Source organism: Variovorax sp., from assembly GCF_965279555.1.
GTDB lineage: Bacteria > Pseudomonadota > Gammaproteobacteria > Burkholderiales > Burkholderiaceae_C > Variovorax.
The window spans coordinates 4,553,141-4,575,655 of record NZ_OZ257247.1; the positions used below are offsets into that span (position 1 = coordinate 4,553,141).

The window sequence follows — 22,515 nt, forward strand, 5'->3', positions numbered from 1 at the left end:
TATCGCAAGAAGCAGGGGCGGTCCTTACATTGGATCATCGCCCCTTGCTGCGGAAGCAGTCCATGTTCGTTGCCGTTTCCCACATCTTCGCGCTGTTCCGCGGACGTCCAGGACGCCCCGCGAAGCCGCGCGCGGGCATGTGGCGCGCCGTGCTGGCGTTCATGGCAACGTCGGCCGCGTCAGCCACGGGCCTGGCGGCGGCCTCCAGCCTCACCGTGCTGATGGGCGACGACATACCGGCGTCCTCGGAGTTCGTGCAGCAGCTGCGCGCCGACCAGGAACCCGGCAGCCGCTTCGACCTGGTGCGGCTGCCGGCCGGCGGGGCCGCGCCATCTTCTGAACCACAGGTGGCGCTGGACGCCGGCACCGACCCCGATCGCGCCGCCAACGCGGGCGTGCGCACCCGCGGCCTGCGCGGCGCATCGGCCGACGCCCCATTGACCATGGCCGTCGGCCCGGCCGCCGCGCGCGCCGCCGTCGAGCGGCCCGGCCAGGAGCCGCTGGTGCTCGCGATGCTGAGCCGGCTCGACTACGAGACGCTCAAGGCCGCGAGCCCGGCGGCCCTGCGGCGCGGCGACCGCCGCGTGGGCGTGCTGCTGCGCGACCCGGCCATGACCGACCAGCTCGCGCTGATGAGCGCGGTGCTGCCGCAGAAGCACCGCGTGGGCGTGGTGGCCACGCCCGAGTCGGAGCCGCTGGTGCGCGAGCTGCAGCGCGCCGCGCAGGTGGCCAACCCGGCCTGGGACGTGCGCATCGAATACGCGCCCGACGCCCGCTCGCTGGCCGCCGCGCTGCGCATCGTGGTGCCGCAGAGCGATGCGCTGATGGTGCTGCCCGACCTGATCGGCGACAACCAGGCGGCCACGCTCTCGGTGCTGCGCGCGGGTGCCGGCGCGGGTCTTCCGGTGTTCGGCACCAGCGAAGGGCTGGTGCGCTCGGGCGGCCTGGCCGCGGCGGTGTCGACGCCGTCGCAGCTCGCCCATCAGGCACGGTTGCTCGGCCAGAAGGTGGCGGCGGCGAATGCGAACGGAAGCAACAACAACGGCCCGCTGGTGGAAGCGGCGACGCCCGCCAGCGTGCGCATCAACGCCACCGTGGCACGCGGACTCGGCCTGCGCCTGCCGGAGGAACGGGAGCTGGCCGAGCGAATCGCGGCGCCGCGATGAGCACCGCCGCGCAGCCCTCCGAAGGCACGCTGCCGGCCGTGGCGGCGGTCGACGCCGTGCCTTCCGGAACGGTACCGGAGGCGGCCCCTGCCCCATCGCCGCCGCCGACCCACACGCTCATCGTGCGCGGCAACCTGCAGAACGACCTGTTCCGCCTCGGCGTGGTGCCGTGCGCGGCGGTGGCGCTGGCGCTCACCGGCTGGTTCACGCACAGCCGGCTGCAGACGCTGGAGGCCGCGTTCGACGCCGAAGGCCAGGCCGTGGCGAGGCAGGTGGCGGCCATGTCCGACCTGAGCCTGTATGCAGGCGACCTGCCCGCGCTGCAGAACGTGGCCAATGCCGCGTTGCGCGGCGGGCAGGTGACGCGGGTGGAAATCAGCAACAGCGCGGGCGTGTTCGTCACGGCCGGGCCCAAGACCACCTCGCTCGCGCGGCTGCGCATGTTCACCTCGCCGGTCACGCTGCGCGAGGCCTCGCGCGCCAGCGCCTTCGCGCCCGCGGGCTCCACCGCGGCGGGCGACACGCCCATCGGCCTGGTGCAGACCTTCCGCGACACCACGGCCTACACGCGCGAGCGCAGCCGCTCGCTCATTGCCGGCATCGGCATCGCGATGGTGGCGCTGATCGCGGCCTGGGCCTCGGTGCGCCACATGGCGCGCACGGTGGCGCGGCCGCTGCGGCGCGTGTCGCGCACCGTCGCCGCGCTGGAGACCGGGCAGTTCGACGTGCGCTGCGGCGTGGTCGAGGGCGGCACGCGCGGCACGCACGAGTTGGCCGTGCTGGCGCACGACATCGACCGGCTCGCCGAGCGGCTGCAGCACAACCGCCAGGTCAGCGAGGAGCGCGTGCGCGAGGCCACCGCCGTGGCGCTGCAGCGCATGGCCGAGGCCGAGCAGGCGGCGCTGTCGCGCGCACGTTTCCTGGCCGCCGCCAGCCACGACCTGCGCCAGCCGCTGCATGCCATGGGCCTGTTCATCGACGGCCTGCTGCCGGGCGCCACGCCGGCGCAGCGCCCGGCCGTGCTGCGGCTGCAGGAAAGCACCGAGTTCATGGGCGTGCTGCTCGACGACCTGCTCGAGATCTCGCGGCTCGACGCGCAGGTGCTCACGCCGGCGATCGCCAAGGTTTCGCTGGACGCGCTGTTCGACCAGATCGATGCGCAGCATGCCGCCGCCGCTGCAGAGGCGCGCGTGCGCCTGCGCTGGAGCGACCGGGGCCTGGCGGTGCGCACCGACGCGGCGATGCTGCGGCGCATCGTCGGCAACCTGGTGAGCAACGCGCTGCGCCATGCGCCCGAAGGCGGCACCGTGCTGGTGGCCGCGCGGCGCTGCGCGGCGGGCGTGCGCATCGAGGTGCGCGACAACGGCGTGGGCATCGCGCCCATCCACCAGGGCCGCATCTTCGAGGAGTTCTACCAGGTGGCCAACACCGAGCGCGACCGCCGGCGCGGCTTCGGGCTGGGGCTGGCGATCTGCGCGCGCATCGCCACGCTGCTGGGCACGCGCATCACCGTGCGCTCGGCTCTGCAGGCCGGCAGCACCTTCGCCTTCACCCTGCCCGCCGCGCGCGCCGCCGACGCGGTGCCGCCCGAGCCGCCGCAGTTCGCGCCCACGCCGCTGGCCGGCCTGCGCTGCCTGGTGGTGGACGACGACCCCGCCATCCTCGACGGCACCCGCACGCTGCTGGCGCAATGGGGCTGCCAGGCCGAATGCGTGACCACCGGCGCCGAGGCCATCGCGCGGCTGGCCGGCGACGACGTGCGCTACGACGCAGTGCTGTGCGACCTGCAGCTGGCGGGCGACGACGACGGCGTGGACGTGCTGGATGCCGCCAAGCGCCTGCAGCCCGATGCGCTCGCGGTGCTGGTGTCGGGCGCGACCGGGCCCGAGGTGCTGCAGCGGCTGCGCCAGGGCGGCGTGATGCTGCTGACCAAGCCGGTGGCACCCGCCAAGCTGCGCGCACTGCTCACCACGCGTCGGCAGGTGCACGCGAGCTGAGCGAACGACCAGGGCAGCCGCTGGGCGGCTGCGTCAGAAGTCCGCGCAGCCGTTGCGCTTTTCGGTGTCGACGCAGCTCGAGAGATTGGGCCGCGAGCGCACGCGCGACCATTCGCGCGCCAGCACGTCGCCGGCCTGCGCCGCGCGGTCGCCGTCGAGCGGGCCGGTCGCGTAGCAGATCGGCGGCGGGCCCATGTTGCGGTCGTACAGCCAGGTGCTGGGCAGGTCGCGCACCGCATCGGGCAGCGGCAGGTTGGCCGGCGCGCTGACGAGCAGGTTGCCCGGCACCACATTGACCGCGTAGCCCTCGGCCGAGGTGAATGCGCCGTTGATCGGGTACAGGCCCGGCAGGCTGCCCGGCAGCGCCGGCGAACTCACGAAGCCGAAGAAGCCACGCCCGGTGTCGCCCAGGATCAGCCCGCCGATGCCGTAGCTGAACAGCGGGTTCGGAAAGCCGAAGGGCCGGCTCGCATTGCCGATGACCACCGTGGCCACCGGCTGCTGCGTGTAGATGAAGTGGTTGGCCCCGGCGGGAATGCTCACGGCGCACAGGCCCGAGTAGGCGCAGTGGTACAGGTTGGGATAGATGCCCGAGCCCTGCAGGCCGCCGCGCGTCTCGCCCACCCAGGTGTCGGCCCACACGCGCCACGGCGCGCCGGTGATGGCGTAGCCGCCGAGGTTCTGCAGGCGCGCGCCCGCCACCAGGTCGGTGCCGCCGGTGCTGCTCACGTTGGTGCCCAGCAGCAGGTCGCCGCTGAGGGTGCGCACGAACACCGTGTCGGCGGCCATCGAGGTGGCCGACGCCACCTGCGGCGCATTGCCCGCGGCATCGAAGCCGGTGACCGACACCGACCCCAGCTGCACGGTGTCGACATCCACATAGCGGAAGGCTCCGGCCGCGCCGCCGCCGACGGTGGCCGCGCTGACGTTGTTCGATGCCTGGTCGAGCAGCACGCTGCCGCCGGTGGAGCGCGCCATCAGCGTGCCGGCGGTGATCGGCGCGGCGGCGGTCTGCGTGATGTTGCCGCGCGAGAGCAGCCCGATCTTCGGTGCCGTGAGCGCGCCGCCGAGGTTGATGTTGCCGCCGCCCTCGTTCTGCAGCGTGAGCGCCGAAGACAGCGCCAGCGGGCCGACGACATCGATGTCCGCCGCATGCGCGTTGCTGCCCACCACGATGGTCGGCGCGTCGAGCCGGCTGAACTCGTCGGCCGACACCGCGAAGCCGGTGGCCGCCGTACCGCCGAGCGTGACCGTATTGGCCGTGCGGTCCACCGCGTTGCCGGTGGCCGCGTCCACGCCGCCGGGGCGCAGGTCGAGCACCCGGCCCGCATGTACGTTGCCGCCGATGACGACGGCGTCGCTCGTGCCGTCGTTGCTCGCGCGCAGCACCACGTCGCGGTTGCCGCTCACCTGCGCGCCCTTGCCGATGTTCACGCCCGTGCCGTTGGCCTGCGACTCGCCCGCGATGTCGATGTTGCCCACGCCCAGCGTCGTCACCAGCGTGTTGCCCGCGAGCAGCACGCCGCCCGACGGCGCATCCTGCGGGCCGGGCGTGACGAGGCCGCGGATGCCGATGTTGCCGTCCACGCTGCGAAGCGTGGCGCCGTTGATCTCCACGCTCTGCACCGCCAGCTGCGACTGGCTGTAGTTGTAGCTCGCGCCCACGCCCAGGATGTCGATGTCGCCGCTGGTCGTGAGGATCTGGCTGGGCGCCGTGCCGCCCTGGATGCGCACGCCGTCGCCGTGCTGGCCCACGCCCGAGATCGACACGTCGCCCGTGCTGCTCTGGATGCTGATGCCCGTGAGGTCGACCGTGGCCTGCGTGTTGAAGATGGACGGCGGCAGCGTGCGCCTGCCGCTGATCCGCACCGAGCCGCCGGGGCCGGCGTCGCCCAGCGCGGTGGTGCGCGTGTCGATGCTGGTGCCGTTCATCGTGACGGCCGGATTGCTGCTCGCGCCGGCATCCGCGTTCATCGTCACGTTGCCGCCGTTGGTGTTGATGACGCCGTTGTAGTTGATGGCGCCGCCCTGCCCGCCCACGCCCGCGTTGAACACCACGTTGAGCGCGCCCGAGTTCGACTGGATGCTCGCGCCGCCGCTGGTGCCGATGCTGTGCGCCGCATCGAGCTCGAAGGTCAGCGGCGCGGCGCCCTTGCTGCGCACGATGGCCGCGCCGGCCGCGAAGGTGATGTTGCCGTCCGTCGGGATGCCGCCGGTGCCGGTGGTGATGGTCACGCTGGTGCCGCCGTCCAGCGCGGCGTTGATGTCGCCGTCCTGCACGGTCGAGTTCGCCAGCGGATCGAAGGGATTGCCGGTGAGGCTGCCCGAGGCGGTGCCGTGCGCGATGTTGACGTTGTACGGATCGATCACCCAGGTGCCGGCCGTGCCCATGGGCGCGGAGGCGTCGACGCGCAGGCCCAGCAGCTCGAAGTGCTGCGCGGAGGTTTCGATGGTGCCCCCGTTGCCGCCCGCGCTGCCGCCGCGCGCCGACAGGCTGCCGTAGCCGCGCAGCGTGTCGCCCGCGACCACCCGCACCGTGCCGCCGTTGCCGGTGGCCGAGCCCGCATCCGCGCGCAGGCTGGCCGGCGCGTCGATGGCAATCGCGTTGCTGCCCCGGATGTCGATGGTGCCGGCCTGGCTCGCGCCGCCCGCGTCGATGGTGGTCAGGTCGCTGTAGACATCGCTCACCAGCACGTTGCGCCCGGTGATGCTGACCGTGCCGCCGGCACCGGTGGCGCTGGAGGTGTCGATGAACGCGTTGGTGGCGTTCGATGGAGCTTCGGAACGGCTGAACGTGCGCGCCAGCACCACGTCGCCGCCGCGGCCGTCGATCGACACGGTGCCGCCCTCGGCGCGCACGGTCTCGCCGGCCTCCATGGAAATGGTGACCGCCGAGGGCGCCTGCCCCTGCGTCACGCCTGCGTTGCTCGCACTGAAGCCCTGGCCGCCCGCGGTGCCCGCGATCGACACGTCGCGCCCCTTGCCGGCCGTGATGCTGCCGCCGTTGATGTCCACGCCGTCGCCCGCGCCGTAGCCGACTCCGGTGCCGTTGTTGGCGGCCTGTGCCGAGGTCAGGAAGGCGTCGCTCGCGGTCAGGCCCTGCAGGTTGGCGCCGGTACCGTCGATGCCCACGCGCCCGCCGGCGTCGATGACCGCGCCGCGCAGCGTCACGCCGGACGTGACGGCCACCGTCACGTCGGGTGCCGACATGCTGCCGTCGGGCCCGTAGGGCGTCACCGTGCTGCCGTACACGGCGCCCGGGTCGTCGGTCGTCCAGCTGCGCGAGCCGCCGATCACGCTGACGTCGCCGCTGCCGGTGCGCAGCTGCGTCGCTCCGCCTTCGGTGCCGGCGAGCAGCACGCCATTGGCGCCGATGCCGCCCTGGCCGTCGATGGCGATGCCGCCGGCGCCGGTGCCGAGGCTGCTGCCGCGCACCTCCACGCCGTCGGAGCTGACGTAGTAGTCGGCCGTGCCGCTGGCCTGCCGGCTCACGCCCTGCCCGCGCAGCACGATGGCGCCGCTGCCGCCGCATCCGCCCGCGCCGGTGGCGCAGGTCGAGAGCGAACTGTCGATGAGCGTGATGCCGGCCACGCCGCTGCTGTTGCCGCCGTCGTCGACGGACACGCCGCCCACCGCGCGGCCGGAGTCGGCGTTGCCCTGGCCGTAGAAGCGGATGCTGCCGCCGTTGGTGGCGATGCTCGCGTTGTCCATGCGGATGGCGCCGCCGATCTCGTTGGCATCGGCGTTGGCGTCGAAGTTCACGCCGAGCGCACCGGCTTTAGACATGATCGATGCACCGCTGTTCATGGCGATGCCGTTGGCCGAATCCACCGTGAGGCGTGCATCGCGGCCTTCGGACTTCAGCACCTGCACGCCGTCCTGGAACACCACGTCGGAGTTGCCTTCGGTGAGCGCCGTGCGCAGGTTGACGTCGGTCGAACGGCCCAGCGTGGTGCCGATGGTGGCCGCGCCGACGTGCGTGCCGTTGGCCGCTTCGCCATAGCCGTTCGGGTTGTAGGCGGCCACCTTGCCGTCCACGCTCAGCGTGCCGCGCGACAGCACGTTCCAGCTGCCGTTGGCGCCCGTGGCGCCGCCCGCCGCATCGATGCGCGCGGCTGGCGTCACTTCGAGCTGGCCGCCCGAGGTGCCGATGGTGCCGCCGTTGCCGCTGCCCGCACCGCGCGCGGAAAGGCTGCCCGAGACGTGCGTGAAGCCGCCGTCGATGTCGATAGTGCCGCCGGCGCCGTTCGCGCCCGTCGCATCGGCGGAGATGCTGGCGTCCGGCGCCATGCTCACAGCGCTGGCGCCCTGCACCGTTACCGTGCCGCCAGCGCCGCTGCCGCTCGCGTTCACGCTGCCGCCGGCCAGCCGGACGTAGTCGCCGCGCAGCGTGACCGAGCCGCCGGTGCTGCCCGAGGCGCCCGCCGCGCTCGCGCCGGTGCCGGCATCGATGGTGCCGCCGACCTGCATCTCGTTGTTGCTGCCCAGCGCGTGGCCGGCATCGAGCACGATCTCGCCGTTGCGCGTGGACAGCGAACGCGCCTGGATCACGCCCGTCTGGCTCACCACCAGTTGGCGCGCATCGACGTTGGCAGCCGCCATCAGCACCACGCGCCCGCCGTCGGCCGTGACCTTGCCGCTGTTCGCAAGCTGCGCCACAGCCGTCGGGTCGGCAGCCTGCAGGTCGGCGAGCTTGAACTTGGTCTGCCCGTCGGCAGGGATGTTGAAGGTGGTGAGGCCGTCGCCGTCGAAGTCGAGGTTCAGCGTCACCTTGCTGGCCGACACCAGGCCCACCGAGCCGCGCGCAACGTTGATCTCGCCCTCGTTGCGCACCACGCCGCCGAGCAGCGCCACCGTGCCGTTGGGCGAGGTGGTGGTGATCGACGCGCCGCCCTCCACCTTCACCTGGGCCATGCTGCCCTCGGGGCCGAAGAAGAGAAGCTGCTCGTTCCTGCCGATGGCCTTGTCCTCGGAACCGGCGGGCATGAAGTTGCTGTTGGCGATGTCGAGCGTCGAGGCCACCAGCCCGCCCACGCTCACCGACGAGCCCTTGCCGAACACGATGCCGCTCGGGTTGATGAGGAACACGCTGCCGCCCGGCAGGTTCGGGTTGCTCGCGAGCGTGGTGCGCAGCGTGCCGTCGATGCGCGACGCCTGGATGCTCATGCCGTCGCCCACCACGCGGTTCAGCAGCACGGCCGAGGTGCTCGGCTGCGAGATGCTGACCACGCCGTTCGCCCCTATCGAGAAGCTCTGCCAGTTGACGATGCCGCGCTGCAGCGGCTGCACGATGTTCATCACGCCGGTGCCCTGCGTCATCGTGACGCCGCCGGCAATGGGCGTGAAGCCCATGGGCAGCACCTGGGCCATGGCCGGTGCGGCGCCCGCGCACACGAGTGACAGCGCGAGCGGACGCAGCTGCAGCCGCCGTTGTCGTGAAAACCTGTTGCGTTGCTTCATGGTCAGAACGCCTTGATGAGCTGCACGTAGAGACGCGGGTTGCGGCCACCGCCGTCGGTCAGCGCGGGTGGCGTGCCGGCGCGCCAGGCCAGCGTCGCGTTGATCGAGAAATTGCCAGGGCGCGACCAGCTCAGGCCCACGCCGTAGCCGCGCAGGCTGTGGCTGTTGATGCCGTCGTAGGGCGTCGGGTTGCGCACGATCTTTCCGCGCGCGGCATCGTAGAAGACGAAGGGCGTGAGTTCTTCATTGAGCGACCAGCGCCACTCCACCGTGCCGATCAGGCCCTGGTCCACCAGCAGTTCGCCGGACGGGTAGGCGCGCACCGCGCGCGCGCCGCCGAGCGCGAGTTTTTCCGAGGCGTCGAGGTTCTTGCTGGCCCACTGGCCGCCCAGCGACAGGTACAGCGAATGGCGCGGCACGATGGCCTGCAGGCGCGAGAACTGGAAGCTCAGCTTGGTGAAGCCGCCTTCGGTGTTGTGGCCGGTGATGCTGCGGTCGAAGTCGCGGCTCTCGGCATCTCGGATCGACAGGTTGCCGTGATACAGCGTGCCCGAGCTGGCCCAGTAACCGCCGCCCAGCAGTTCGTCGCGCCGCTCCCAGGTCCAGCCCAGGCTCAGGCCGTTGACGCGCTTCTTCGAGGTGAAGTCGGCCGCGCGAAGCTCGTCGGTCAGGTCCTTCACGTCCACGCCCAGGCGCAGGAACAGGTTCTGCTGGCGCTGCCGGATGAGCGGATAGCTCAGCGAGAAGTCGAGCACGTTGGCGCGGCCCCGTGCGTCGAGGTCGGTGAACTGCCCGCCCAGCTCGTAGCTCACGCGCGACAGGCCCACGCCCGCGCGCAGCCCGCTGGTGCCGATGGGCGCTTCGTAGGCGATGCGGCCGAACTGCAGCGCGTTGCTGTCGGACACCATCACGCGCATGTCGAGGTTGTCGCCGATGCCGAAGGGGCTGAGCCAGCGGGCCGTGCCGCCCACGCGGTAGCGGCCCGATTCCTTGGTGCCGTGGTTGTCGCCCTCGGCGGTGAAGGCCCAGCGCGGCGCGGGTGCCACCTCGACGGACAGGTCGGTGGTGCCGGCCTGCGTGCCTTCCTGCAGGCCGGAGGAAACCTTGATGCCCGGTTGGTCGGACAACAGCAGCATCGCGCGTTCGTAGGCCGGCGCGCTGACGGCTTCGCCGGGCTGAAGCGGCGCGAGAAAGCCGCGCACGCGCGCCTCGGCGATGGGCGCGTCGGGCGCGACGACGACGTCGACCTTGCCGAGGCGGCCTTCGATGACGCTGATCTCGACGATGCCGTCGCGCACGGTCTGCACGGGCACCACGGCCTGGGCGAGGAAGTAGCCGCGTTCCTTGTAGCGGGCAGTGATGGCCTTGGCGAGTTCTTCGAGCTCGGAGAGCGTGACGTCGCGGCCGATGTAGGGCGAGGTGATGGCTTGCAGCTCTTCGTTGCTCAACGCCTTGACGCCGTTGAGGCGCAGGTCGTTGAGCCTGAACGATGCGCCGGCGGGTTTCGGCGGCGCGGGCAGGCTTTGCGGTGCGACCGTGCCTGGTGCTTGTGCCAGGGGCCGATCGCAAGTGCCGCAGGGGTCTTGTGTAGAGAGCAGCGTGCCGGGTTCGGCCTCTGCTGCGTGCGTGCGTTGGGCTGCCAGCAGCAGCGCCGCGCTCACCAGCGTCGTGACTGCGAAAGCCGTGGGGGTCAGGCGTTGGCGGGCTTGCATCTCAGTGCTCTGTCCTGCGTTGTGCTGCTGTTGTTCCGGGGCGTGTGCACAGGGCACGCTGCCGGTTCGCGGCTGATCAACAAGTGCTCTGAACGGTCACGACGGCGGGGTGCCTTGCGCAGCGAAATAAAGGAGGAGGCCGAAGGCCGGGGGACATTCGCGGAGCAAGGTACCCCGTCGGCGTGATCGCACCCCGAACCAGGAACGTCAAATGCAAAACAGGACTTCATGTCACCCCCCCACCGTAAGACGCCAGTTGCCGATCAGGTTGAACGGCGCCCAGAAGAAGGGATGGGACATCTTGGGGTCCTTCAACACGGCAAGCTGCCCCGCCTGCATCGCCTTCTGTATGTCGCGGCCCTTGGCAAGCTCGCCATAGAGCGTGCTCATGAGCACCGCAGTGGCGTCGTCGGACACCGGCCACAGCGAAGCGATCAGGCTCGAGCTGCCGGCCGAGAGAAACGAGCGCGTGAAACCCAGCACCTCGTCGCCCTGCGCGATGCGCCCCAGCCCCGACTCGCAGGCCGACAGCGTGACCAGCGCGGTGCCGTCCATCGGCAGGCCGAGGATCTCGTGCGCCTCCAGGAAATTCTGCTTGCCGCCCTCGTTCGCCAGCAGGATGCGCGAATACAGCGGATCGACCGCGTCGGCCTCCGCGTGCGCGGCCACGTGCATCAGCGGCGAGCGCGAGGCCACGTCGCGGAACTGCGTCTTGGTGGCGGCGGCGCCCATGTACACCGTGTTGCGCGGGAACAGCTGCGCGAGCTGCTTCACCTCGGTCTCGGCGCCGGGCAGGTCGTACTTGTCCTCGATGCGCGGATTGCCGAAGGCGGTGAGCGATGCGTTCACGCGCGGCGTGCGCTGCGCGAGCTGCACCGCGATGCTGATCGACGGCGCCACGGCCACCGGGTGCGTCTCGATGACGTAGCGGCCTTCCAGCCGCAGCGCCTGGAACGGCAGGTAGTGCAACGGCCCGTGCGGCACCACGATCAGCCGTTGTCCGGGTGCCAGGCCCAGCGGCCCGAGCAGCGCGGCGCCGAGCTTGTCGGCATTCGTGATGGCGGTGCGGCGGCCGCGCACGATGGAGTTGCGAAAGGTCTCGACCAGCTCGTTGAGTTCGTCGCGCTTCACCGCCACGGTTTTCTCGGTGATGCTGTTCGCGCTCACCACCCACACCACCAGCCGGTCGGGCAGCGAATGGAACTGCACCACGCGTTCGTCGGGCGCCAGCGTGGCCTGCAGCGCCGGCAGGTCGATGGTGTTGGCGGCCTGCTCGTTGATCTTCGCGCGGCCGCGCACCGCGTCGAGCAGCGCGCGCGAGCGGCTGTGCTCGCTCACCTCGAAGGCCTGGCGCGCATCGCCCGCGTCGCTGTAGACGGCCACGCCGCGCTCGAACACCGTCTGCAGGTCCGAGAACAGGCCCATCTTGAATTCTTCGCTGCGGAACTTCGCGCGCACCTTGTCGACGTCGCCGAGCGCGCGGCCCACGGCCTCGGCCGCGGCCTGCTTCTGGCCCAGCGCGAGCTCGCTGCGCGCCACGCCGTCCCACGCCCAGAGGCGGTAGTACTCGGTGTCGGCACCGACCTGGCGCGCGGTGAGTGCGCGGTAGGCATCGCGCGCCTCGGCCGGCTTGTTCTCGGCCAGCAGCAGGCGTGCGCGCGTGCGGTCGAGCTGCGCGGTGAGCGGCGCATCCTTCGGCGGCGCCATGGTGCCGATCACCTCGCGCGCCCGCGCGGTGTCGCCCGCTTCGATCAGCGCATTGACCAGCGAGGCCTGCACCAGCGGCGCATAGCGCGACGAGCTGTTGGCCAGCGCCTCGTCATAGCTGAGCACCGCGCCGGAAAAATCGCCGCGGCGCGTGCGCACGTCGCCGATCACCTTCTGCACCGGGCCGACCACCAGCTTGGGGTCGCGCGCCTGATGGCGCAGCGCCTCGCGCGCGAATTCCTCTGCCTTCTCGAGCTGGCCCGAGTAGCTGTAGACGATGGCCAGGTCGCGATTGGCCATGGCCATGAGGTTGGGGTCGTTGGTGGCGTTGGCCAGGTGCAGCGCCTTGCTGGCGGCACGCACGCTCTGGCGGAACTCGCCGGCCTCGGCCAATGCCACGGCCTGGCTGCAGTACTGGTAGCCGGAGAGCTTGACGCTGTCCTGCCCGTAGAGCACCGCGCCTTCGCTGGTCAGGGCCAGCAGGGTGTCGGTGTCGTCGAGGCGGGCCTGCTCCATGCGGTCGGCGGCGGCCTCGGCGTTGGTCGGAGCCTGGGCGCGTTGCTGCTGCGCCCATGCCGGGGAACCGAAGCCGGAGGCAAGAACGCCCGCAAGACCCAGCGCCACCGCAAGGCCCGCACGGCGACATGCGGGACGCTCCCATCCCCTACTGGAAAACCAAGCCATTGGACCCCCGCGTCGGGCCCATGCACCCGCTGAAAGCGGGCGACCGGCGCCTCGGAAGTGGGCGCCGTTCAGGCCTCGGGGCGGAGTCTAGGAGCGGCTACCTGCCGCGCCTATTCGCAATACGGTCTAGCGCAAACGAACTAGAACCAGTCGCTCAGGCAGGTACCGCATCGACGTTCGCGCGGTCCCAGTGCCGGTGCCTGGCGATGGCCGCGATGAAGTCGTTCGCCACCTGCGTCGCGGCAGTGGTGTCGCCCATGTTGGTGACGGGCGTCGCAGCCACCACCACGCCGGCGGGCGCGTCGGCCGGCGGCATGTCCGCCGCGATGCCCAGCGTGGACAGCAGCCGCACGCCCTCGCCCACGGTGCAGATCGCCTTGCAGTGCTTGTAGGCCTCGAGCACGAAGTGCACCGCGTCGCCGATGCCGCTCATGGCCGCGGCGCTCTCGCTGCCCGCGGGCACCAGCACGGCGTCGAACATGACCGACGGCGTGTTGGCGAAGGTCATGTCGACATCGATCTGCCGCTTCGACGCGCTTGCCACGGTGCCCAGCCTCGGGCCCACCGTCTTGCATTGCGCGCCGGCCTGTTCGAGCGCGTCGCGGATCGGCTTGAGCGAAGCCGAGTCGACGCCGTCGGCCACCAGGATCGCGATCTTGCGCGTGCGGATGGAGCCGTCGCCGGTGTCGGCCATGCTGAGCGCGCGCGACTCCTCGATCGGCAGCGTCATGCGGTGTTCGCGAAAGCCCGCGCGGCCTGCCGCCGCCTTGGCGTCGGGCTCGCCGATGCCCAGCGGCTCGGCCACGCGGCGCGCGAGCTTCTCGTCCACGTGCGCAAGGTTGTCGACCACGCGCTGGCGGATGGCCGGCACCTCCAGTTTCGAAAGCTCGAAGCGGAAGGCCGCGATGATGTGTTCCTTCTCGGCCGCGCTCTGGCTGTTGAAGAACAGGCGCGCCTGCGTGAAGTGATCGTCGAAGGACGCGCTGCGGCGGCGCACCTTCGGCGGATCGATTTCTTCAGGGAACGACTGGAAACCGTGGCTGCCGCCGTCCACGCGAAACTCGGCGCCGCTGCCCAGCGTGTTGGGCTCGTAGGCTACCTGGCCGCGCGCGATGGTCTGGCGGTGCATGCCGTCGCGCTGCATGTTGTGGAACGGGCACACGGCCTTGTTGATCGGCAGTTCGTGGAAGTTGGCACCGCCCAGGCGCGAGATCTGCGTGTCGGTGTACGAGAACAGGCGCCCCTGCAGCAGCGGGTCGTTGCTGAAGTCGATGCCCGGCACCACGTGGCCCGGGTGGAAGGCCACCTGCTCGGTCTCCGCGAAGAAGTTGTCGGGGTTGCGGTTGAGCACCAGCCGTCCGATCTTCTGCACGGGCACCATCTCTTCGGGAATGAGCTTGGTGGGGTCGAGCAGGTCGAAGCCCAGCGAGTGTTCCTTGTCCTGCGGAATCATCTGCACGCCGAGTTCCCATTCGGGGAAGTCGCCGTTCTCGATGGCTTCCCACAGGTCGCGGCGGTGGAAGTCGGCATCCTTGCCGGCAATCTTCTGCGCCTCGTCCCACACCAGGCCATGAATGCCGAGCTTGGGCTTCCAGTGGAACTTCACGAAGTGGCTCTCGCCGCGGCTGTTGATGAAGCGGAAGGTATGGACGCCGAAGCCCTCCATCATGCGCAGGCTGCGCGGAATGGCACGGTCGCTCATGGCCCACATCAGCATGTGGGTGCTCTCGGGCATGAGCGAGGCGAAGTCCCAGAAGGTGTCGTGCGCGCTCGCGGCCTGCGGCATCTCGTGGTGCGGCTCGGGCTTGACGGCGTGGATGAGGTCGGGGAACTTCATCGCGTCCTGGATGAAGAACACCGGAATGTTGTTGCCCACGAGGTCGTAGTTGCCTTCGCGGGTGTAGAACTTGACGGCAAAGCCGCGCACGTCGCGCACCGTATCGGCGGATCCGCGCGAGCCGGCCACGGTCGAGAAGCGCACGAAAACGGGCGTCTTCTGGTCGGGGTCCTGCAGAAAGTCGGCGCAGGTGAACTGCGACATCGACTTGTAGACCTGGAAGTAGCCGTGCGCGGCGGAACCGCGCGCATGCACCACGCGCTCCGGAATGCGCTCGTGGTCGAAGTGGGTGATCTTCTCGCGCAGGATGAAATCTTCGAGCAGCGTGGGCCCGCGCACACCCGCCTTGAGCGAGTTGTGGTTGTCGGGAATCTGCAGGCCCTGGTTGGTGGTCAGGGTCGGCGGATGCTCGACGGTGAAGCCTTCGAGCTGCTGCTGCTTGGCGCTGCTGCCGTCGCCCGCCTTGGCGGCGCTTGCGCGGCGGCCGGCCGCGGCCTTGTTCTGTGGCGTCATCGGGGATTTGCTGGAGTCTTTCATGGGAAGGGCGCTCAGCCCATTTCGTTGTTGTCCAGGAACATGTCGAGCACGTTCACCAGAGCGATCAGGCATATGCATCCGGCCACCGCGGCGACGGCCCACACAAGGATTTCGTCCCCCCACACACCGGTGAGCGAGTCGAACAGCGTTGAAAACTCCATGATTCCCTCCGAGGAACAAGTACAGCCGTACACACAATGCAAGCTGTTCGCAAGGTTATGTTTGGTGAGCGCAGTAACCCGTAGTGGCCCCCCGCCCCCCTCTGTGGGAGAACAAGCGCGCAGGCGGTAGGAGCGCGCCGACAGCGCATGGCGGCGGCCTACGCCGGGTCGCGCGTCCTGGATGCGTGGCTGTGCAACCTGCGTCGCATAGCATGCGCAGAGGTGGCACTCATCGTGCTTGTCACCAGTGCCCGGGCCACTCCAGGGAAGAAAGAACTCCATGCAGATCAGGATCGGTTTCGACATCGAGCTCGGCGTCACTGCCCCCACGGCATTGATCTACATGCTGCAGGTGCATCCGTCGCGCGCCGGCGACTTGCAGGACGGCGAGCACATCACCATCAGCCCGCCGCTGGTGACGGACCACTACACCGACAGCTTCGGCAACCAGTGCGCGCGGGTGCATGTGCCCTTCGGCGTGAGCAGGGTGCGGCTGCGCAACCATGCGACGGTGTACGACACCGGCTGGCCGGATGCCGTCGACTTCGGTGCGGTGGAGCACGCAACGGCCGACCTGCCCGTGGAGACGCTGCCTTTCGTGCTGCCCAGCCGCTACTGCGAGGTAGACAGCGAACTGCTGGCATTCGCATGGGCCAACTTCTCGAGCGTGACGCCCGGCTGGGCGCGCGTGCAGGCGATCTGCGACTTCGTGCACCGGCACCTGCGCTTCGACTACCAGAACGCGCGCGCCACCCGCACCGCGCTGGAGGGCTACCGCGAACGCACGGGCGTGTGCCGCGACTTCGCACACCTGGCGATCACGCTGTGCCGCTGCATGAACATTCCCGCGCGCTACGTGACGGGCTACCTCGGCGACATCGGCATTCCGCCGGTTCGCTACCCGATGGACTTCAGCGCCTGGTTCGAGGTGTACCTGGGCAACCGCTGGCACACCTTCGACGCGCGGCACAACACGCCGCGCATCGGGCGCGTGGTGATCGCACGCGGCCGCGACGCGGCGGACGTGCCCATCACGATGGTGTTCGGTGCGAACACGCTGGAGCGCTTCGATGTGACGACGGAAGAAGTGCTGTAGCCGGCTTGTCTTCCTTCGCTGGGCGCTACTTGCCGCTGTAGCCCAGCAGCTTCATCGCAGCCGCCAGCCCCTTGCGGCTGCGCTCCATCGCAGCCCACGGCTTGTTGCCCGTCGCGAAGCGTTCGGCCGCGTTGCCGACCTTCCATTGGTCGGCGGCCGTAAGCGTGGGCAACTCGTCCCACGCCACCGGCACCGACACTCCGAGCCCCGGCCGCGAGCGCGCCGACCACGCGCTCACCGTGGTGGCGCCGAAGCCGTTGCGCAGGTAGTCGACAAACACCTTGCCCACCCGGTTGCGCGGCCCGCTCTTGGCCACGAAGCGCGACGGAATGGTCTCGGCCAGGTGCGCCACCACCGCCTGCGAGAAGCCCTTGACCATGTCCCAGTCGTACTGCCGGCGCAGCGGCACCACCACGTGCAGCCCCTTGCCACCGCTGGTCTTCAGGAACGAAGGCAGGCCCAGTTCGTCGAGCAGGGTGCGCACCAGAATGGCCGCCTCCTGTATCTGCGGCCATGCGACGCCTTCGCCGGGGTCGAGGTCGAAGGTCATGCGGTCGGGCTTGCCGATGGCGCGCGAGGTGGCGTTCCAGGTGTGCAGCTCGATCACGTTCATCTGCGCCGCGCCTAGCAGCCCGGTCTTGGTGTCGATCTGCAGCAGAGGCTCGTGGCCGGGGTCGAGCGCGGGATCGAGCAGGCGCACGCCGGGGATCTCGCTGTTCTGCAGATGCTTCTGGAAGAACAGCTCGCCGCCCACGCCCTCGGGCGCGCGCACCAGCGACACGGGCCGTCCGCGCAGGTGCGGCAGCATGAGCGTGGCCACGCTGTCGTAGTAGGCCGCGAGCTGGCCCTTGGTGATGCCGCTGTGCTTGTCGATCACGCGGTCGGCGTGGGTGATCTTCTGGGCCATGGGGGTGCTCTTTCTTTCCTCCGGCTGCTCACGGCGGATATCGCGCGCGGGCTTGTCGGCGCGCAGGCCCTGGAACACGGCGTGCCGCACGCGGTCTTCGCGCGTCCACTCGCCGAACGAGACCTCGGCCACGAGCGTGGGCTTGACCCACTGTGCCTTGACGCCGCGCGGCTGGGGCGAGAACGGGCAGTCGTCGGTCGCCAGCTTGTCGAGCCTGGCCTTGATGTCGGCCAGGCGCCTCGCGTCGAAGCCGGTGCCGACGTTGCCGCAGTAGCGCAGCCGGCCGGTGGCCTCGTCGTGCACGCCCAGCAGCAAGGCGCCGAAGCCGGCACGCGTGCCCTTGGGCGCGGTGTAGCCACCGATCACGAACTCCTGGCGCTGCTGGTTCTTGAGCTTGATCCAGTCGGGCGAACGGCGCGACACATAAGGCGAGCCCTTGCGCTTGCCGACGATGCCCTCGAAGCCGATGCGCGCGGACGACGCGAGCAGATCGCCCGGCGCGGCGTCGAAGGCCTCGCTCAGGCGCAGCGGCGGGGGTGGTTTCTTGCCGAGCAGCTTGGCGAGCCGCGCGCGGCGTTCCTCGACCGGCATGTCGCGCAGGTCTTCGCCGTCGAGAAAGGGCGCGTCGAACAGCCAATAGACGATGGCCGATGTCGTGCCGCTGTCGAAGGCGTTCTGCAGGGCCTGGAAGTCGGGTGCGCCGTTCTTGCCTTCCACCGTTATCTCGCCGTCGAGCCATGCCGCGCCGGTGGGCAGCTTCGCGAGCGCCTCGGCGAGCGCGGGCAGCTTCGCGGTCCAGTCGTGGCCGTTGCGGGTGAAGCAGCGGACCTTGCCCTTGTCGATGCGTGCTAGCAGGCGGTAGCCGTCGAATTTCAGCTCGTAGAGCCAGTCGCCGGGCGATGCGGGCGGCGACGCCGCGAGGGTGGCGAGCTGGGGCTGCAAGCTGGCGGGAAGCGCTGCCTTCTTCACCGCCTTCTTCGCTGGCTGCGCCACCTCGTCCACGCCGCGCCCGCTCAGCACGCTCGCCGGCTGCGCTTCGAGCACGTCGTAGTCGGCGAGCGGACGCGCCTCGGCGTCGCGCTCCTTGATGAGCAGCCAGGGCTCGTGCGACTCATCGCCCTTGCCGTGCATGCGCACCAGCGTCCAGTGGCCGTGCAGCTTCTCGCCGCGCAGCTCGAACTTGAGCTTGCCGGCCGCGAGCGACTTGCGCGCGTCGCCCTCGGGCAGCCAGTCGCCGCGGTCCCAGACGATGACGCTGCCCGCGCCGTACTGCTTCGGCGGGATGGTGCCTTCGAAGCCGGCATAGGAAATCGGATGGTCTTCGACGTGCACCGCCATGCGCTTCACGGTCGGGTCGAGGCACGGCCCCTTCGGCACCGCCCAGCTCTTGAGCGTGCCGTCGAGTTCGAGCCTGAAGTCGTAGTGCAGATGGCTCGCGTGGTGCTTCTGGATCACGAAAGAAAGCACGCCCTTGCCCGCCTGGCCGCCGGCCTTGGGCTCCGGCGTGCGCGAGAAGTCGCGCTTGCCGTGGTAGCGCGCCAGAGCCTTGAGCGCTGTCGATGCCGTCGTGCCCATGGCCGCCGTGCTCCGTCGATCAGGCCGCGCGGCGGTGGCGCACCGGCGCCTTGCGCGCGGCCTTGGCGGCCGGCTTGCGCTTCTTCGCGGCGGCCTTGGGAGGCGGTGCTTCTTCTTCCTCGTCGTCCTCTTCGTCGGCTGCCGCCTTGGCCGTCTTTGCGCCCTTGCCGCGCAGGCTGCGCTGCAGCAGTTCGGTCAGGTCGATGATCTTCGCGCCGCGCCCCTCGGTGGACTGCGATTCCTCGGGCTGCGGCTGCGTCACGGTCTCGGTCTGGCCGGCCTTCACCTTCTTGTCGACCAGCCGCAGGATCTCGTCCTTGAACTCGTCTTTGAACTCGCCGGGGTCCCAGTCGGTGCTCATGTCGTCGACCAGTTCCTTGGCCATCTTCAGTTCGCGCTCGCTCAGGCCGGCCTTCTTCACGTCTTCGGAAGGCAGCGGCAGGTCGGCCCAGGGGCGGATGTCGGCGCCCCAGCGCAGCAGGTTCAGCACGAGGCCGGGACCCGAGGGCACCAGCACGGCAAGGTGCTGCTTGGTCTGGATGACGACGCGCGCCACGCCCACGCGGCCGCTGCGCTGCAGGGTCTCGCGCAGCAGCGCGTAGACCTTGGCGCCGCGGTTGATGGGCGCCACGTAGTAGGGCCGCTCGAGGTAGACGAAGGGAATGCCGTCGGCCGGCACGAAGGTCTCTATCTCGATGGTCTGCGTGGTCTTGGGGTAGGCGTCGGCAATTTCCTTGTCGCTGAGCACGACATACTCGCCGTCCTCGTACTCGATGCCCTTGACGATCTGCTCGCGCGCGATTTCCTTGCCGGTCTTCTTGTTGATGCGCTTGTAGCCGACCGGGTCCATGGTGCGCTTGTCGAGCCAGTCGAAATCGATGCCGTGGTCGGTGGTGGCCGAATACAGCGCGACCGGAATGTGGACGAGGCCGAAGCTGATGGCGCCCTTCCACAGGACGCGCGGCGCGGGGGCTTTTTTAGAGACGGGCATGGGCACACTCCTTCAGGCTTGGAATGTGCGCCCCCCGGGTGCGCGGGCGGTGTAGGAGCGCGGCCCCAGCCGCCGTCAGGCCGCGCCGGCCAGGGGGCCCAGCTGGCGCTCGCTGGGGCGTGCGAAGTAGAACCACTCGGTACCGGGCAGCGCGAGCGCGTTGGGAAACACGATGAAGCCGTCTTCGGGCGCGCTGAGCAGCGTGCCGTCGTGGCGCATGCCGATGGGTTCGCCGCGCGCCACTTCGTCGAAGGTGGCCCAGTCGCGCACGAAGCTGTCGTCCTCGTGCAGGCGGTCGGTCACGCTGGCCAGCCGCAGCAGCCTGGGCGGCTTCGCCGGGCCGGCCGACAGACCCGGCGGCAGCGCGGCCATGCCCAGCAGCGCGAGCGTGCGGCGGATGGCGCGCCAGGCCACCTCGGGCGCCTGCGGGTCCAGGTGCTGGCCGCATTCGAGCGTGACGCCGTAGCCGCCGCGGCTGCGGATGTATTCGTTGGTGCCGCGGCCGAAGTCGAGCGCGGCCTCGTCGGCCGGGGTGCCGCCCGCGCGCTGCGCGAGGCCGGCGGCGTAGATGTCGAGCCAGCCTTCCACCACGATGGGCGTGCCGATGTGCAGCGCGAGCTGGCCTTCCTCGAAGGAGCGGGCAAAGGGCTCCAGCGTGCCGGTGTTGTCGCGCGGGCCGATCATGGCGAAGGCCTCGCCCTCGCTCTGGAAGGAGTGCAGGTCGAGCAGCACTTCGTGGCGCGCGATCAGCGGGGCCAGCACGTTGGTCACGCGGGCTTCGTAGTCGGCCGGCGCCTCGGTGGGGCGAAACAGGCGGTTGAGGTTGCGCTCGCCTTCGCGCTGCAGGAGCCGGCGCGCGAGCGGATTGGCGACCGGCACCAGGGTGAGTTCGCCGCGCTGCAGGCGCAGCGTGCCGTCCTCGAATTCGGCCAGGATGCGCTCGATGCCCAGCGTGCCGGAGACTTCGTCGCCATGCACGCCGCCCAGCACGAGCAGGCGGGGCCCGGGATTCAGCGAGGCGAAGGAATGGATGCGCAGGCTGTCGGTGGCTGCGCCGTCGAATGGATCGGAGGACATGCGGGGATTATTGCGGAGCCCCTTCCCTGTGCGCAAAGGCGCTATTCATTCCATAGCACCACGGCCTCCCATGTCCGCCTACAGGGGCTGCCTTGCGTGTCCTACCGGAGCGGCAACGGACGCGGCCCAGGCTCGAAGTTCATCGAAGCGAAGGAGCCCACATGAACAAGAACAGCAAGGCCCAGCCGGCCGCGCCCCGGAAGAGCACGGACGGCGGCAAGACCAAGGTGGCGCAAGAAGGCGAATCGTCGCCGCGACTGCCGCATGAGCGCGACCAGTCGTCCGACAGCCAGCAGACGCCCGACGGCCGTCCGACCGAAGTGGGCCGCCAGGCCCATGAAGACGTGGAACGCGGCCTGGTCGACACCGACCGCGGCCTGGAGGCCAACCGCGTCTACAAGGACGGGAAGCTCAAGCGCTGACCACGCCGGCCAGCTGCTTGCGCATGTCGCCGATGACGGCGCCGTAGTCCTTGGCGTTGAAGATCGCGCTGCCCGCCACGAAGGTGTCGGCGCCGGCGGAGGCCACGCGCGCGATGTTGTCCACCTTGATGCCGCCGTCCACCTCGAGGCGGATGTCGCGGCCGCTCTGCTCGATACGCTTGCGCGCCATCTCGATCTTGCGCAGGGCCGAGTCGATGAAGCTCTGGCCGCCGAAGCCGGGGTTCACGCTCATGATGAGGATCAGGTCGATGTCGTCGATGGCCCAGTCGAGCGCTTCCAGGCCCAGGCCCGGGTTGAACACCAGCCCCGCCTTGCAACCGGCCGCCTTGATGGCCTGGATGCTGCGGTGCACGTGCGGCGACGCATCGGGGTGGAAGCTGATGTAGTCGGCACCCGCCTGCGCGAAGGAGGCGGCCAGCGCGTCGACCGGCTGGATCATCAGGTGCACGTCGATCGGCACCGGGGTGCCGTCGGCAGTCTTGGCGTAGGGCTTGAGCGCCTGGCAGATCATCGGGCCGAAGGTCAGGTTCGGCACGTAGTGGTTGTCCATCACGTCGAAATGGATCCAGTCGGCGCCGGCCGCGATCACGTCGGTCAGTTCTTTGCCGAGGTGCGCGAAGTCGGCGGACAGGATGGAGGGCGCGATGCGGAACGGGGTGCTCATAACCCCTGATTCTCGCAGCCGCCGGAAGTCCGACCAAGGGCCTCCGTTACCATGCGCCCCATGTCACTCAGCCCCTTCAGCGTACAGGTCGAACCGCGCTTCCTGGCCGACCAGTCGTCCGCCAAGGACAATACCTACACCTTTTCCTATACGGTGACAGTCACGAACACGGGTTCTGTGGCCGCCCAGCTGATCGCGCGCCACTGGCTGATCAACGATGCCTCGGGCCATGCGCAGGAGGTCAAGGGCCTCGGCGTAATCGGCCAGCAGCCGCTGCTGGCGCCCGGCGAATCTTTCCGTTACACCAGCGGCTGCCGCCTGCAGGCACCCAGCGGCACGATGCACGGCAGCTTTTTCGTGGTGACCGAGGAAGGCGAGCGTTTCGACGTTCCCATTCCCATGTTCGTGCTGGAAGCCGACATCGGCGGTGCCCCCGTCTCCCGTGTCCTGCACTGAGCACGGCGCCGCCCTCTTCTCCTTTTTCTCTCCCCGCCCCCCGAC

14 protein-coding genes are annotated in these 22,515 nt (G+C 70.0%); 5 read left to right on the top strand and 9 right to left on the bottom strand.

Going from position 1 to position 22,515, the window contains the following annotated elements:
- Positions 1-62 precede the first annotated feature (62 nt).
- Both ACQY8B_RS21340 and ACQY8B_RS21345 read left to right on the top strand, forming a co-directional pair.
- Positions 63-1,166 carry an ABC transporter substrate binding protein gene (locus tag ACQY8B_RS21340; RefSeq protein WP_422088531.1) on the top strand — a complete coding sequence of 368 codons (1,104 nt, stop codon included), beginning with the start codon at positions 63-65 and terminating at the stop codon, positions 1,164-1,166.
- Positions 1,163-3,163, top strand: a complete 2,001-nt coding sequence (locus tag ACQY8B_RS21345) for a hybrid sensor histidine kinase/response regulator (RefSeq protein ID WP_422088532.1) — start codon at positions 1,163-1,165, stop codon at positions 3,161-3,163. Before ACQY8B_RS21340 ends, ACQY8B_RS21345 begins: the two co-directional genes overlap by 4 nt.
- 33 nt (positions 3,164-3,196) lie before the next feature.
- Here ACQY8B_RS21345 and ACQY8B_RS21350 read toward each other — a convergent pair whose 3' ends face one another.
- The 5 genes from ACQY8B_RS21350 to ACQY8B_RS21370 form a co-directional block, all read right to left on the bottom strand.
- Positions 3,197-8,623, bottom strand: a complete 5,427-nt coding sequence (locus ACQY8B_RS21350; protein ID WP_422088533.1) for a filamentous hemagglutinin N-terminal domain-containing protein — start codon at positions 8,621-8,623, stop codon at positions 3,197-3,199.
- Positions 8,624-8,625: 2 nt separating this feature from the next.
- Positions 8,626-10,335 (bottom strand): ShlB/FhaC/HecB family hemolysin secretion/activation protein, encoded by a 1,710-nt coding sequence (locus ACQY8B_RS21355; RefSeq protein ID WP_422088534.1) that lies wholly within the window; start codon positions 10,333-10,335, stop codon positions 8,626-8,628.
- Between the two features lie 231 nt (positions 10,336-10,566).
- A complete protein-coding gene (locus ACQY8B_RS21360; protein WP_422088535.1) occupies positions 10,567-12,666 on the bottom strand; it encodes a CHAT domain-containing protein in 2,100 nt (699 codons plus the stop codon).
- A gap of 214 nt (positions 12,667-12,880) precedes the next feature.
- Positions 12,881-15,076 (bottom strand): catalase HPII, encoded by a 2,196-nt coding sequence (gene katE / locus ACQY8B_RS21365; RefSeq protein ID WP_422088536.1) that lies wholly within the window; start codon positions 15,074-15,076, stop codon positions 12,881-12,883.
- A 35-nt stretch (positions 15,077-15,111) separates the two neighbouring features.
- Complete coding sequence (locus tag ACQY8B_RS21370) at positions 15,112-15,261, bottom strand: hypothetical protein (RefSeq protein ID WP_422088537.1); 150 nt, start codon at positions 15,259-15,261, stop codon at positions 15,112-15,114.
- 280 nt (positions 15,262-15,541) lie between these two features.
- Between ACQY8B_RS21370 and ACQY8B_RS21375 the strand changes: the two genes are divergently transcribed.
- On the top strand, positions 15,542-16,357 hold the full coding sequence (locus ACQY8B_RS21375) for a transglutaminase-like domain-containing protein (protein ID WP_422088538.1): 816 nt from the start codon (positions 15,542-15,544) through the stop codon (positions 16,355-16,357).
- A 25-nt stretch (positions 16,358-16,382) separates the two neighbouring features.
- Here ACQY8B_RS21375 and ligD read toward each other — a convergent pair whose 3' ends face one another.
- The 3 genes from ligD to ACQY8B_RS21390 all read right to left on the bottom strand — a co-directional run bounded on the left by ligD (position 16,383) and on the right by ACQY8B_RS21390 (position 20,907).
- A complete protein-coding gene (gene ligD / locus ACQY8B_RS21380; RefSeq protein WP_422088539.1) occupies positions 16,383-18,839 on the bottom strand; it encodes a DNA ligase D in 2,457 nt (818 codons plus the stop codon).
- Positions 18,840-18,858: 19 nt separating this feature from the next.
- On the bottom strand, positions 18,859-19,830 hold the full coding sequence (locus tag ACQY8B_RS21385; protein WP_422088540.1) for a Ku protein: 972 nt from the start codon (positions 19,828-19,830) through the stop codon (positions 18,859-18,861).
- Between the two features lie 75 nt (positions 19,831-19,905).
- Positions 19,906-20,907, bottom strand: a complete 1,002-nt coding sequence (locus ACQY8B_RS21390; protein ID WP_422088541.1) for a succinylglutamate desuccinylase/aspartoacylase family protein — start codon at positions 20,905-20,907, stop codon at positions 19,906-19,908.
- A gap of 161 nt (positions 20,908-21,068) precedes the next feature.
- Here ACQY8B_RS21390 and ACQY8B_RS21395 point away from each other — a divergent pair, with 161 nt between their 5' ends.
- Positions 21,069-21,329 (top strand): hypothetical protein, encoded by a 261-nt coding sequence (locus ACQY8B_RS21395; RefSeq protein ID WP_422088542.1) that lies wholly within the window; start codon positions 21,069-21,071, stop codon positions 21,327-21,329.
- On the opposite strand, the gene rpe is transcribed toward ACQY8B_RS21395, so the two are convergent.
- Positions 21,319-22,014, bottom strand: coding sequence for a ribulose-phosphate 3-epimerase (gene rpe / locus ACQY8B_RS21400; protein ID WP_422088543.1), 696 nt, complete (start codon positions 22,012-22,014; stop codon positions 21,319-21,321). The genes ACQY8B_RS21395 and rpe overlap by 11 nt on opposite strands.
- A gap of 60 nt (positions 22,015-22,074) precedes the next feature.
- Here rpe and apaG point away from each other — a divergent pair, with 60 nt between their 5' ends.
- Complete coding sequence (gene apaG / locus ACQY8B_RS21405) at positions 22,075-22,470, top strand: Co2+/Mg2+ efflux protein ApaG (RefSeq protein WP_422088544.1); 396 nt, start codon at positions 22,075-22,077, stop codon at positions 22,468-22,470.
- The last annotated feature ends 45 nt before the right edge of the window (positions 22,471-22,515 follow it).